13 protein-coding genes are annotated in these 12,810 nt (G+C 70.2%); 8 read left to right on the top strand and 5 right to left on the bottom strand.

Going from position 1 to position 12,810, the window contains the following annotated elements:
* Nucleotides 1-36 precede the first annotated feature (36 nt).
* The 4 genes from AB0E94_RS29490 to AB0E94_RS29475 all read right to left on the bottom strand — a co-directional run bounded on the left by AB0E94_RS29490 (nt 37) and on the right by AB0E94_RS29475 (nt 2,857).
* Nucleotides 37-1,077 carry a M12 family metallopeptidase gene (locus AB0E94_RS29490; RefSeq protein ID WP_360332520.1) on the bottom strand — a complete coding sequence of 347 codons (1,041 nt, stop codon included), beginning with the start codon at nt 1,075-1,077 and terminating at the stop codon, nt 37-39.
* A 194-nt stretch (nt 1,078-1,271) separates the two neighbouring features.
* Nucleotides 1,272-1,562, bottom strand: coding sequence for a helix-turn-helix transcriptional regulator (locus AB0E94_RS29485; protein WP_360332517.1), 291 nt, complete (start codon nt 1,560-1,562; stop codon nt 1,272-1,274).
* An 87-nt stretch (nt 1,563-1,649) separates the two neighbouring features.
* Entirely contained in the window at nt 1,650-2,426 is a 777-nt protein-coding gene (locus tag AB0E94_RS29480; RefSeq protein ID WP_360332514.1) for a maleylpyruvate isomerase family mycothiol-dependent enzyme, read from the bottom strand.
* 98 nt (nt 2,427-2,524) lie between these two features.
* Nucleotides 2,525-2,857 (bottom strand): hypothetical protein, encoded by a 333-nt coding sequence (locus AB0E94_RS29475; RefSeq protein ID WP_360332511.1) that lies wholly within the window; start codon nt 2,855-2,857, stop codon nt 2,525-2,527.
* A 123-nt stretch (nt 2,858-2,980) separates the two neighbouring features.
* On the opposite strand from AB0E94_RS29475, the gene AB0E94_RS29470 reads away from it, so the two are divergent.
* The 6 genes from AB0E94_RS29470 to AB0E94_RS29445 all read left to right on the top strand — a co-directional run bounded on the left by AB0E94_RS29470 (nt 2,981) and on the right by AB0E94_RS29445 (nt 9,624).
* On the top strand, nt 2,981-3,421 hold the full coding sequence (locus tag AB0E94_RS29470; RefSeq protein ID WP_360332508.1) for an AraC family transcriptional regulator: 441 nt from the start codon (nt 2,981-2,983) through the stop codon (nt 3,419-3,421).
* A gap of 4 nt (nt 3,422-3,425) precedes the next feature.
* Nucleotides 3,426-3,890, top strand: coding sequence for a VOC family protein (locus AB0E94_RS29465; RefSeq protein ID WP_360332505.1), 465 nt, complete (start codon nt 3,426-3,428; stop codon nt 3,888-3,890).
* 880 nt (nt 3,891-4,770) lie between these two features.
* On the top strand, nt 4,771-6,588 hold the full coding sequence (locus AB0E94_RS29460) for a S1 family peptidase (protein WP_360332502.1): 1,818 nt from the start codon (nt 4,771-4,773) through the stop codon (nt 6,586-6,588).
* 81 nt (nt 6,589-6,669) lie between these two features.
* Nucleotides 6,670-8,070, top strand: coding sequence for a DM9 repeat-containing protein (locus tag AB0E94_RS29455; RefSeq protein WP_360332500.1), 1,401 nt, complete (start codon nt 6,670-6,672; stop codon nt 8,068-8,070).
* A 165-nt stretch (nt 8,071-8,235) separates the two neighbouring features.
* A complete protein-coding gene (locus tag AB0E94_RS29450; RefSeq protein WP_360332497.1) occupies nt 8,236-9,315 on the top strand; it encodes a DUF4190 domain-containing protein in 1,080 nt (359 codons plus the stop codon).
* A gap of 183 nt (nt 9,316-9,498) precedes the next feature.
* Nucleotides 9,499-9,624, top strand: a complete 126-nt coding sequence (locus tag AB0E94_RS29445) for a hypothetical protein (protein WP_360332494.1) — start codon at nt 9,499-9,501, stop codon at nt 9,622-9,624.
* A 182-nt stretch (nt 9,625-9,806) separates the two neighbouring features.
* Here the strand turns inward: AB0E94_RS29445 and AB0E94_RS29440 are convergent, their stop codons facing one another.
* Nucleotides 9,807-9,956, bottom strand: a complete 150-nt coding sequence (locus tag AB0E94_RS29440; RefSeq protein WP_360332491.1) for a hypothetical protein — start codon at nt 9,954-9,956, stop codon at nt 9,807-9,809.
* 674 nt (nt 9,957-10,630) lie between these two features.
* On the opposite strand from AB0E94_RS29440, the gene AB0E94_RS29435 reads away from it, so the two are divergent.
* Both AB0E94_RS29435 and AB0E94_RS29430 read left to right on the top strand, forming a co-directional pair.
* The gene (locus AB0E94_RS29435) at nt 10,631-11,410 is read left to right on the top strand and encodes a restriction endonuclease (protein ID WP_360332488.1); all 780 of its coding nucleotides are present in this window, start codon (nt 10,631-10,633) and stop codon (nt 11,408-11,410) included.
* A 275-nt stretch (nt 11,411-11,685) separates the two neighbouring features.
* Nucleotides 11,686-12,786: a hypothetical protein gene (locus AB0E94_RS29430; RefSeq protein WP_360332485.1), complete on the top strand. Its 1,101-nt coding sequence runs from the start codon at nt 11,686-11,688 to the stop codon at nt 12,784-12,786.
* Nucleotides 12,787-12,810 lie beyond the last annotated feature (24 nt).

Here is a 12,810-nt window from a genome sequence, read left to right as displayed (position 1 = left end):
GGCGCGGCACCTTCCCGCCTCGCCCGGAGCCGTCCTTTACCAGTACATGAGCGCGGACGCGCCGGAGTCCTTCGCGTACTGCATCCGGACCCGGGCCACGTACCGCCGCCCGGCGAACAGCTTGATGCGGATCAGGGCGTTGCGTTCTTCGCCGGAGTCGTCGTCCCCGGCCAGGTACCGCAGTTCGCCGTCGCCGATGTCCTCGAACAGCACGAGGACCACGTCAGTGGCACCGAACGTGCCGATCTGGTACGGACGGCTGGCGTCCGGCACGATCTCAGCGTTGAACTGCTGGCCGCTCGCGAGGTTGAGCGCCGCAGACTGGAAGGCCTTGAGCCGCGGCACCTGGGCTTCGAGCGCCGGGTACCACATCAGGACCTGTTCCTTGTCGATCTTGGAGATCGTCCCGGGCGGGAAGATGCCCTTGCGGTAGGCCTCCGGGCTCCGCACCAGACCGCTCGGGAACTCGTACTCCATGATGGAGTCGGGGTCCCAGTCCGAGCCCTCCACCTCGGCCGGCGAGAGCTTGCGCAGCACGTTGTGGTAGACCGTCTCCCGGGGCCAGTTGTTCGGCGGTCCGCCGAGGTACTGGTAGACGGCCTCCTCGTTCCACACGATCCCAGCGTTCGGATTCTGGTGCTCGTGCGGCAAGCCGATCGTGTGGCCGATCTCGTGGAAGGCTGTCGACCGGCCGTGGTCGCTCCGCAGGTTCCAGCCGAAGTTCATCGTCCGCTCGTTCTGCCCCTGGAGCAGCACGTCCCGGCCGAGATATGACCACGAGCCGTCGCCCTGCACGAAACCGATCCGTACCTCGGCCTCGGCGGGCGAGTCGACCTCGACGAAGCTGAGGCCGATGCCGATCTCCTTCCATTCCTGGAAGGCTTCCCGTACGACGTCCGCCTGCGCGGGAGCACCGTGCAGGAACGTGTAATGCAGCTGGGTCCCGTTCGCCCACTTGCTGCGGTTCACGATGATGGCGCGCTGCCGGGCCAACGGCATGTCCGGCGGCAGGTTCGGCATCGTCCGCGGTGGGGCCGAACAGTACTCCAGCCTTCTGTCTTCCTCGGCTTCGGCCATCAAGCCGGTTCCTTCCGTGAGATGTGGACTGTCGGTTGTGCGTGGTGGCCTCGCTCATGGATGCCGTTCCCCACGCCCAGCGCCGGCGAGACGATCACAAGCCGACGCCCACATGCTCTCAACGGAACTGACGATATGTCCGTAATTGCATCATTCTGTACGCGAGTGTCACCCTCCAGAACGACGTAGAACCCTCAGCCGGCGTGCCCCAGTCCGGCGTCGCGGGCCTTGGCGACGGCGGCTGCCCGGTCGCTGACCTGGAGTTTGGTGAGCACCGACGCGACGTGGTTGCGGATGGTCTTCTCGGACAGCACGAGACGGCGGGCGATCTCGTGGTTGCGATGGCCGGCGGCGACGAGCTCCAGGATCTCGCGTTCCCGGTTGGTGAGGTCGGGGAAGACCGTGGTGGCGTAGTCCTGGTGGGCTCCGGTGAAGAAGTCCATGATCCGCTGGGCCACGTTGGTGCCGCCATCGTCGAACGGCACGGCGGCCGCATCGGCGTGGAGCAGCACCCGGGCGGCGGCAGCCGCTTCTGGTTCACGCTGCCGCCGTCAACCTGATCCCCGACTCGCCTATGCGTCCGGGTCCCAGGCGATCAGCTGGTCGAAGACGTGCCGGTCGCCGTCGATCCGCAGCGAGTCCATCCGAATGCGTCCATAGCAGAACATGACCAGCTCATTGGCCGTGCCCTGGGCGGAGACATAGGCCGTCTCCGGGTGCTCGCCGGCGGCCGGCCCGGAAAGGCGGGCGGTCCGGGCGCCGTCGGCGTCGAGCCAGATCCGCCAGGAACGGCCCTCGGTGGCGTGGTAGTCGATGACCGCGGGCTCGTGCGGCCACGCGGCCGTGTTGGCGACGCAGGTGGTCAGGAACTCGTCGACACCGTCGAGGGCCACCGCGTCCGGCAGCGGCTCCGGGGCGCCCACGGCGACCTGCGCGTCGTAGGTGTGCACGGCGACCTGCTGGAGCTGGTGCCGGGCGACGGCTCCGGTGGTCTGCGGCGACTGCGACGGACCCCACCACGTCCAGCAACCCTGATCCGGGCCGGCCTTCCACAGCGCGTCCAGCAGCTGCCGGGTGGATTCGGTGAACCAGGCCAGCAGGGCCTCGCGCTCCCGTGGCGCGACCGGAGCGGAGAAGGCCGGCGGATTGTCGGCGGGCCCAGCGGCCACCGTGACGGCCCACCTGTGGCGTCCCTCGCCCAGGTGCTGCACCAGGTCGAACAGCGTCCACTCGGGGCAGGTCGGCACTTGCACGTCGAGGCTGGGCGCCGCGGCGACCGCCGCCCGGAAAGCAGCCGATCGTTCGTCCATCAGCCGCAACAGGTCGGCGAACTCCAGAGTCTCTTCCACCGCGGATTTCTACCACCCTGCTCCGGCAGCCGACAGCGAGTTTCCCGCCCCGGCGTCCGGTTGGCCGCGAACCGAGGCCCGGCAAGTCCTCTTGTCCGTCACCGCAGGCTGCGCCGGACCGCCCGGATCGCCAAGGAAACACCCAGCAGCAGCCCGGCCGCCTCGCCCGTCATGAGGCCGTGAGCGGGGGAGTTGTCCTTCATGACCCACAGCAGGACGAGGCTGCCGACCGCCAGCAGGGTCGAGACCCCGGCCAGCTCATTCGGAACCCTACCGTCGGCGATCAGGCGTTTCGTTGCGAGGGCGATCAGCCCGCCGCCGACCAGGAGCCCGGCCAGGAAGAGCGTCCCCACCAGGAGGGGCCGGGCAGAGGTTGCGGCGATGGCGACACCGGCCGCCGCCACGGCCAGGCCGAGTGCCAAAGGCCGCACGGGTGAGGAGTGGGCCCATTTGCGAAGGGCGTCATCGGAATGTATGTCCCCGGACATGCGCGACATCGTGCCAGGTCACCGCCACACCACGAAGGGCGGTTGGGGGCTACTACCATCGTCGGCATGCCGAGAACGGGCTGGTCGCCGGCCGAGGACCAGAACAGGCGACTGCTTCGCGCCCGCGACGCGATGGACCGTGACTTCGCGGACCGGCTCGGCCTGCCCGCGCTCGCCAAGCTGGCGCACATGTCCGAGGGGCATTTCAGCCGCAGCTTCCGCAGCGCCTTCGGGGAGACCCCGCACCGCTATCTCCAGCGCCGCCGCATCGAGCGCGCCATGTCGTTACTCCGCGACCCGGCAAGCTCGGTGACCGAGGTCGGGCTACAGGTCGGCTTCGACAGTCTCGGGGCGTTCAGCCGGGTGTTCCGGGCCGTCGTCGGGGTCTCGCCGTCGCAGTACCGCGAGCGGAGGCTGGTGGCCAACGCGCCGGTGTGCTTCGTGAAAACCTGGCTGCGACCGGTCAGTTTTGGCGAAGCACCCACGCCGGGCCCGCCCGTACCGTGAAGCCATGTTCACAGCGATCACGATCACCACGGTCCGGGTGCTCGACCAGGACGAAGCACTCGACTTCTACGTCGGCAAGCTCGGCTTCAAGATCGACGACGACGTCGACATGGGCTTCATGCGCTGGCTGACGATCTCGCTGCCGTCCGATCCGGGCCGGCAGCTGCTGCTGGAGGTTCCCGGGCCGCCCGCGATGAGCGAGCAGGCCGCAGCGCAGGTCCGTGACCTGCTGACCAAGGGCGCCCTCGGCGCGGCGATCCTCACCACCGACGACTGCCAGAAGGTGTACGACACGCTCAAGAGCCAGGGCGTGGAGTTCACCCAGGGCGTCGAGGTGCAGCCGTACGGCATCGACTGTGCCTTCCGTGACCCGTTCGGGAACCAGATCCGGGTCACCCAGCCGGCCGCGCAGCCGTCCGCCATCACCGACGAGGACCGTGCCCGCTGGTGCGGCTCCGCCGAGTCCTGAGCTCGCCGGGGGCGGCCCGCGGAATTCCGTCCGCTGTTGCAACGTGCCGTGCCATCCAGACAGCCGCGGTGTGCCCACCCGCCCCGGTCAAGGCTGCGGGCCGATACGCAAGTGCTCGACGCCGTAGGCCGCCACGCCACCGAGCCGTGCAGCCCGCGTGGACATCTGCGGTTCGATGCGAACCACAGGTCACCACGCCGCCAAGCCGTGCAGTCCGCGTGGACATCTGTGGCCCGATTCGAACCGCGGGTCACCACGCGAACTATTGCTGTCGGCGGGGGGTGACGGAACCCGGAACGCCTTTGCCGCGCGGCATTGCGCTCGGACGACGACGGACGCACACGATCGGCCATTGCGTGCGCTGGTCGACGTTGCCGATCCGCGACTTACGTAACCGACAGCACCCGGTTCCGCGGAACGGGCCGCAGGCCTCACCGGCCGTCGCTCAGCCCGGTAAAGCCACCCGCATTCCCGCGTTCAGCGACGGCTCGCGGTCTCGGCCGTGACCGAGCCGGCAGAACCCCGACCCGGCGGGCCGGCAGTCCGCGGAGCTTGGGCGCGGTCAGTGGGCCGACCGGCGACGCCACCAGATCTCCAGCGGACCGAGGACACCGAACTCAGGCGGGTCGCGATCGGGCGATTCCAGGCTGGCCCGCCGTGGATTCGGCAGACGACACCCTGCCGTCCGTGACCTGGGCTTACCTGTCCTTCAGGGCAGACAGCCTCACCAAATGAATTCGAGACGGTCGATGGAGCGGACTAAAAAAGACTAGGGTGACTCGCGGATTCCATTCAGGTGAGACACGGGGAGGCCTGGACGATGAACACGAGATTGGCTGCTGCCCGCAGCCGTACGAGACGGGCGGTACGACGTACCGCCGTGGCCGCTGCTCTGGCTGTGCTGACCCTGGCGGCGGGGGTGGGTTCCGCTCCGGCGTCGGGCGTCACCGGCGGCGCGCCGGCCGACGGTTACGCGTTCGCGGCACACATCCAGGTCGGCGAACTGGTGCGCGGATGCTCCGGCGCCCTGATCGACCCGGAGTGGGTCGCCACCAGCGCCGCCTGCTTCGCCGGTGTCGCCGGCGCGCCCGCCGAGGTCACCACGGTCACCGTCGGGCGGGCCGACCTGCACACGACCGGCGGCCAGCAGCGCCGGGTCATCGACGTGGTGCTGCACCCGGACCGTGAGCTGGCCCTGGCCAAGCTCTCCGCCCCGGTCATCGACGTCACGCCGGTTCCGATCGCCGACGTCGCACCGACCAACGGCGAGACACTGCAGATCCTGGGGTACGGGCGTACGGCGACCACCTGGGTGCCGGGCCGCCTGCATCGCGGCGACCTGACCGTCCAGGCCGTCGGCGCCGCCACGATCGACCTCGCCCCGGCCGTGGGCACGGCGGTCGGCATCTGCAAGGGCGACTCGGGCGGACCCGCGCTGCGACCCCGCGGCGCCGGATTCGAGCTTGTCGGCGTGCACGCCCTGTCCGGTCAGGCCGGCTGTCTCAAGGCGCCGGCCGATGCGACCGCCACGGCGACGGAGACCCGGCTCGACGACATCGCGGCCTGGGCCCGCCAGACCGTCCGCGGAGGCGCGTTCGTTCGCCTCCCGACGAGCGCGGCGGTCCTCGACACCCGCGGCTCGATCGGCGGCGCACCGGGCGTCAAGGCGGCCGGCGCCACCACGTCGTTCCAGGTCACCGGTGTCGGCGGGGTGCCCGCCACCGGCGTGACCGCGGTGCTGGTGGACATCACTGCGGTGACCACGACCGCCGGGATGTACCTGACCGTGTTCCCCGAGGGCACCACCCGCCCGGCCGCGCTGTCCACTCTGAACGTCACCGCCAGCCAGATCCTGTCGAACAGTGCCGTGGTGAACGTGCCGGCCAGCGGCAAACTCTCCGTCTACAACAACGGCGGCGGCGTGCACATCATCGTCGACGTGCAGGGCTACTACACCCGCGCCGGCACGTCCGGCGGCGGCTACGTGCCGGTCACGCCGACCCGGCTGGTGGACACCCGCAGCGGGCTCGGCGGTGGCGGCACGACGGCGATCCCCAGCGGCGGCAGCCGGACGTTCCCCTTCACCGGCGGGGTGATCCCGGCCGGGGCGTCCGCCGCGTTCGTCGATCTGATCGCCACCGGCGCCACCGCACAGGGCTGGGTCGGCACGTACGCGACCGGCGGCACCAGCCGCAGCGTCATGGACTACGTCGTCGGCACCACCTCGCACGGCGTGTCGGTGCGGCTCGGCACCGACGGGCGGGCCACGTTCACCAACAACAGCGGCTCACCGATCCACCTGGTGATGACGGCGACCGGCTACTTCACCGGCGCGCCCGCCACCGGCGCCGGCCTGCGTACCCTGGCGGCGCGGCGGCTGGTGGACACCCGCAGCAACACCGCCCCGATGCCGGCGAACGGCACCGTCGACATCGCCACCGGCCTGCCGCCCGGCGCCACCGCCGTGGTGAACTTCGTCGTGGTGGACAACACGGCTGCCGGCTACCTGCGCGCCTGGCCGGTCGGCGGCACCGAGCCGAGCACGTCGCTGTCCAACTATCCGCCCGTCGCCGACCTGGCCCGCGGCGGCTTGGCCAAGGTCCCGGTCGGCACGGACGGCAAGATCCGCGTCCGCAACGTCAGCACGGGCACCACCAACCTGGTGGTCGACCTGCAGGCCTGGTACCCGGGTTCCTGACCGGATGGTGGCCGCGCACGTGATCGGCGCGCGCGGCCACCACAGCGAAGCCGGTGGTGTTGTTGATCTAGTCTCGATGGAATGCATTCGTCTGCTGATGGATACCGGTGGGAGGCCGCACGCGGCGGTCGGATTCCGGCCGGAGCGGCGCCGCACGGCTACGAGGCCGACGGCGAGCCGCTGTGGGTATGCCGCGTCCGCATGTACGGCGGCGTGCACCCGGGCAAGGTCCGCCCCGGCTTCGGCGCTGCCCAGGCCACCTGGGGCGGCAAGGAAGTAAGCATCGACGAGTACGAGGTGCTGATGGACCGCGGCGCCTGGGGCATCGCCTCCGGGGGCGCGGTGCCCGCGGGCGCGCTCCCGGCAGGTCGTGAGAGCGACGGCGAACCGCTCTACGTCGCCCGCGCGGCGGTTGCGCCCGGCACGTTGCACATCGGCAAGGTGCGGCCCGCCTTCGGCGCCGCCAACATCGGATACGGCAACGGCGAGCACACCGTTCTGTCGTACGAGGTACTGCTGCACCCGTCGTCACCCGGCGCGCCGGCAACCCCACTGCGTACCGGGATCCAGATGGAACCCACCTACGCCGACTTCGGCACCGCGCCGCCCCGGACCGGGAACATCACGATCGTCGAGGCCGACCGGGCTGCGGCCGCAGACGACCACCTCGCCGTTCACGCCGGCGGGTCGGTCGAGCTGGAGTTCGACGTGCCCGACCCGGCCGCGGTCCGCGAGGCCTGCGTCGCCTTGCGAGCGCTCGCGTCGATGCTCTCCCGGGAACCCGGATACGCCCCGCTCACCGTCCGCCTCAACGGCAACCGGCTGGCCGACCGGCTGCGGATCCCGAACGGCGGCGGACTCCCGCAGCGGGTGGCCTTCGCGGTCCCGGCCGAGCAGTTGGTGGCCGGCCGGAACACGCTGCGGATCGAGAGCGGCGACGATGCCCGCAGCATGTTGTGGCTGTACCGGGTGACGATCGACCCGATGCACGCACACGATCAGGCGGGCTCGGCGCTCGAACGGCAGCGGATCGCCGAGCCGGTGCTGCGGTACGCGACCGACGCCGGCGAGGTCACCGTCTTCATCGACCGCGGCGAGCAGGCTGTCGTCGAGCAGGTGGCCTGGGCGGACTCGTCCGGCGCCGAGTACGCGATCACGTTCGAGAAGCAGCAGGCCGCGTTCTACGGCTGGCGCCGGCAGCCCGGCGAGCAGCCGAGGGAGTTCCGCGGCCGCCTGATCCGGCGCGACACCGTGGCCAAGGAGGCACGGCGCTTCTCGGCTGAGGAGGGCTGGGGCGGCGGGTGGCACCGTTCCGGGGACCTGCTCCTCGCGGTGGGCGTGCCCGGCAGCCCGGCCACCAGGTTGAGCTGGCGCGACGGCCGCGGCAACCACGGCACGGTCGCGTTCGCCGACGGCGGTTTCCTGGGCACCTACCAGCGAGCCGGGGAGGGCCCGATCGGCTACCGCGGCCAGGGCCGGTGACCGGGATCCCGGCCCATCCGCGACCGTCCCAGGTGCGGGCGACAGGGTAGATCCGCTGCCGGCGGACGGAGGCGCCCCAGTCGGCGAAGACCTGCCGCGCCGCTCCTCGCGCGGGCCAGTAGGCTCCGGTCGCTGATCACATGAAAATCGAGGAGAGCCCGCGCGATGTACGGGGAGACCACCGGGCTGGAGCCGGGCGGCAAGGCGGACAAGTCCACGGGCGGTCCTCCGGTCGAGTGGGACCCGGATTGGGAACGCGGTCCACAAGAGGGTCTCAGTGGACTCGCCGTCGCCTCCTTGGTCTTCGGCGTGATCGGCGGCATCATCTTCAGCCCGCTGCTGGGCATCGCGGCACTGGTGAAGATCAAGCAGACCGGTCAGCGTGGCAAGGGTCTCGCCGTCGCGGGTCTGGTGCTCAGCACATTCTGGCTGGTCGTGCTGGCCGTCGTTGTCGGTGTCAACTGGCACGTGGGGAACCGTGCCGAGGACATGGTGGCGCTGCGAGTCGGCCAGTGCCTGGACCTTCCGGCGGCGGAACAAGGCGACCCGTTCATTCCCGGACAGATCACCACGCTCCCGTGCACCCAGCCGCACCATGCCGAGATGGCCGGCTGGGTCGGTTTCGGGGACGGGAGGTCCGCGTACCCGGGAGCCACCGCGCTCGTTCAGCGCGCCAAGGAGGGCTGTCCCTCGGTGACTCGCAACTATGTCCTCGACCCGTTGTCGTTGCCTACCGATGTGCAGACACGCTGGTACGTTCCGCGTGACTCGGAGTGGGCGCGAGGGAGCCAGAACATCACCTGCTTCCTGGCGGCGGAGCAGACGCCGATCGGTCGCCCACTCCGCGAGGACGCATCGATCGTGAACCCCGACCAGCTTTACTTCCTGCTGGCGATCCGGGACTGCGTTCAGCTCACGGCGGGCGTCGATGAGCTGCGGGCGGCCGGTACGCCGGCCGAGCTGCGTAGCTTGGCGGCGCAGACCGTCGACGCGTGCTCGACCACGCGCTCGAAGTTGCAGGGGAGACTGTGGCCGAGCGCTGTCGAGCCGGAGATGCTCCGGCTCGTCGCCGACATCGAGGCCGCGCTGCCGCTGTGGCAGTCCGCCGCCCGCACGACCAGCGAAGATGACCTGCGCAGTGGTATCCAGCAGGCGCAGCAGGTCAGCGATCCCGACCCCATGCCGGCGGTACGTCGAGCCTTGAAGCTGTCGACCACGCAGGGCGAGCCGCTGCCCGGACAATGATGTCTGGACAACCTGGACGAGATCGCCGAACTGTGCGCGGGCCGGCCCGTCCTGGCCGTTCGCACCGCCGAACACGTCGGCGCCCGCCTGCGGGGCCTGCGCGAATGGCCCGACCCGACGATCCTTGCCGGCGTCGTCACGGCACTGGCCGGGCGCGGCGACCTGGCCGGAGGGCTGTTCGCGGTGGCGCTGGTCCGGCACGGCGCCGGTTTCGGCTGGAAGCAGCCATGGCGAGACCTGCTGACCGGGCTGCGGCGACACCCCGACCCGGACGTACGCGAGGAGGCATACGCCATCGACATGAGTTGACCAGCCGTTCTCTGCGCTCATGATCCAGAACGTCTGGATGGCCGGGGAGTTTGCGTCACAGGTGTGCGACCCGGTCGCGCCGGTGGGTGGCCGACCGCTCAAGATCATCAGACGATCTCGTCGGAGGGACATCCTTGAGCGCGCCAACCGGGTCCGAGCAGGCCGCCACCAGCGCACCGAAGTCACGCGGGCCCGGCAACGGGCGGCTCGCCTTCGGGGGGTTCTTCCTCGTCCTCGCGGTCACCCATCAGACCGCCGGACACATCACCCATCCCGTGGCCCGGGCGCTGGACGCGCTGATCTTCGGTGGCGCCGGGGTGCTGCTGATCCACCTGTGGAATCTGCGCCGCGAGCGATACCGCGCCGATCCCGGCGCCGCGCTGCCCGGCCCGTCCGGCCTCGCGCTGACGACCGGCTCCATTGGCCTCATCTGCGCCTTCGGCGCCGCCGAGACGAGCTTGAGTCCCTCCGGATCCGCGGGCCTGTCCGCCGACGAGGTGGAGACAGCCATCGGCATGGGTACGCTCGGCGCGGCGCTGCTGTTGATCACCGCTCTACGGATCAGGTACGAGAGACGGCGTCCCGCCGAAGCACCCGTTCCCGAGCCTGTCGGCCTGCCCGTTCCGGAGCCCGTCACCCTGCCGACGCCAGCTGGGCCGGCACCGGTGCCGGAGGACCTCCCGGCTTCGGCGGCGTCACCTGACGGGGCGACGCCGGCTTATGTGGCGGCGGACTTCCTGCACGACGACGCACGGACCGCGTGGGCGTACCGCCGATATCGTGCCCAACGACAGCCGCAAGGAATCAGCGAAACGCTGGGCCGCGCCCTGCTCGCGGCCCTCGAATCGGGCGACCACGCCGAGCTGATCGTGGACGCGGTCGCCACCGACGAGACCGACGTGCTGGACGCGGTGGACTGGAAGCGCGACGACGCCGAACCGGTCGTCGCGGTGCGCACGCGGGCGCGTACATCCGTCGTCTTCCGGAGGCGGACGCCGTACCGCCGATGCCCGACGCCGCCTCGTTCATCGCCGCTGCCGCGATGCGGCCGGCCGGACCGGCCCGGCCCATGCTGCCCACCGACTGGCGTACCGCGGAGGAGATCGCGTGCCTGCACATGCGTGGCCTCGGATTCGACGACGCCGAGACCACGCCGCCCGGACGTGACGGCGGGCTGGACGTCACCGCCTCCCAGGCGGTGGCCCAGGTCAAGATGCTTGCCCTGCCGGTCGGGGCGCCGCCCGTCCAGCAGTTGCGCGGAACCCGGCCGCTGACCGCCAACCACCTGTTCTACTCGACCTCCGGCTATACCGCTGCGGCGGTCGAGTCGGCCGACGAGATCGGTGTCGCCCTGTTCCGGATCGAGCGGGACGGCACAGTCAACGAGGTGAACGGCCATGCGGTGGAGATGGCGCAGGCCGGAGCCGGGGCTCGTGTGGCGGGGGACGCGGTTGCGGTGGTGAGTGAAGCGGTGATGACCCGGCATGTCACGGCTTATGCCGACGGTGTCGCCGCCCGGATCATGAACGCCGCGACGCACACCGACCAGAGCCGCACTCACGACGACGAGCGCTACCCGGGACAGTGGCGCCGGATGGCCGGATACCTGCGCCAGGCGCTGGACAACCTCGAGGAACGCCCGAGCGAGTTCCCGTCACTGCGCGCCGCGATGATCTACTTCCACCACACCGAGTTGCTCGCGCACGTGTTCTTCCAGGAGATGGGCGTCCCCTACCCGGAGGGCGGCGGCGTCACAGACGACGATCTCAGTTCGTACTACACCTGACGCCGCCGTCCACTCGATTCTCGTGCGGTGATTCCTGACGGTGAGGATGCGCCAGAAGGTGTCGTCGTCAGGACTGCGGCTTGGAACCATCTTCGGCCCGGCGGTGTCGACCATGCGTGCACCCACCGGAAGGAGACGGCCGTATGCCCGCCACACCGCGTCGTGAGCTGATCGTCTGGAACGAGGCCGGCCCACCCCACGACGGACTACCTGACTCGCGAGGGCAGACAGCAAACAGGTGGTACCGGCGAGCCGGGGGCGTCTTCATCGCGACGGTGTTGCTGGCGGCGATCGGCGTTCTGGTGACCCACCCAGCAGGCGAGAAGGCCGGCCGGAGGAACGGCGCGGCGCTCGCCGAGGCCAGGCCCTCCGCAGATGCCGTTACTGGAACGGAACCCGGCGAGGCGAGCGAGGCGCTCTTCGTCCAGTTCGCCGACCGGGACCACGGGTTCGCGCTGACCTCGACATGCCCGGGCGAAGAGCAGCCCTGCTCGTACGGATTGGCCGTCACTGTCGACGGGGGCCGTACCTACCAGCATCGGAAGGTCCCGTTGGCCAAGGTTCCCCCACTCGAGGGTTACAGCGCCGACCTGCACGCCGTCACCGGACAAACCGTGGTGATCGAGGATCGCGGGAAGTGGTGGGCGAGCATCGACGCCGGGCGTACGTGGCGTTCGGTACCGAACTCCGTGACGCGAAGCGTCGCTGTGATTCCAGCGAAGGCGCGCCTTCACATCCACTGTGCCGACACGAACTGTGACAAGCGCGAACTAACGGTGATCGCCCCGGAGACCGGCATGCGGTTGAAGCTGTCCAACGTGCCGCTGGAGAGCGTGCACGGCTCATCGGAGTCCACGATCGCTCCTGACGGCACTCGATGGCTCTCCGGCATCGCCCGGGGCGGCGTTCCCGCCCTGGCCACGACGCGCGATGGCGGCCGTACCTGGTCGGTGTCACGCTTTCCCAAGCCGGAGAATCTGCTCTCTGGGCCGAAGCTCCTGGTAGGGCCAGGGAAGCAGTGGTACGCGGTGTTCACCGTCCAGCGCAACGACGCCAAGAACGGCTTCGGGCCCGTGTACGCCAGCCCGGACGCAGGCCGAACCTGGAGCCGGATACGAGACGGCCGAGAGCAACCCGCCTCGATCACCGGGGCGATCATCCAGCCAGAGGGACAGCTGCTGATCGGGACGGAACGAGACGGCCCGATGATCAGCGCCGACGGGGGACGCACGTTCACGACACCTCGCGCCGTGCCGGCGGTCTCCACTTTCATCGAGCGCAGCGGGATGATCACGGCCATGACAAGCACTGGCGCCTACTGGACATCGCGGGACGGCGGCGCGACGTGGTCGCCGGTCTCGGTGCCGGCCCCGTAATCGGCCGCCTGGTCGACCTGCCTG

It is taken from the genome of Actinoplanes sp. NPDC026670 (genome assembly GCF_040638175.1).
In the GTDB taxonomy this organism is placed as follows: domain Bacteria; phylum Actinomycetota; class Actinomycetes; order Mycobacteriales; family Micromonosporaceae; genus Actinoplanes.
This window is presented reverse-complemented; position numbering and strand designations above follow the sequence as displayed.

Bases quoted from the DNA above. Each gene is read 5' to 3' on its own strand.
- AB0E94_RS29490 (WP_360332520.1), bottom strand. From the start codon at position 1,077: ATGGCCGAAGCCGAGGAAGACAGAAGGCTGGAGTACTGTTCGGCCCCA.
- AB0E94_RS29470 (WP_360332508.1), top strand. From the start codon at position 2,981: ATGCCGAGAACGGGCTGGTCGCCGGCCGAGGACCAGAACAGGCGACTG.
- AB0E94_RS29465 (WP_360332505.1), top strand. From the start codon at position 3,426: ATGTTCACAGCGATCACGATCACCACGGTCCGGGTGCTCGACCAGGAC.
- AB0E94_RS29455 (WP_360332500.1), top strand. From the start codon at position 6,670: ATGCATTCGTCTGCTGATGGATACCGGTGGGAGGCCGCACGCGGCGGT.
- AB0E94_RS29450 (WP_360332497.1), top strand. From the start codon at position 8,236: ATGTACGGGGAGACCACCGGGCTGGAGCCGGGCGGCAAGGCGGACAAG.
- AB0E94_RS29435 (WP_360332488.1), top strand. From the start codon at position 10,631: ATGCCCGACGCCGCCTCGTTCATCGCCGCTGCCGCGATGCGGCCGGCC.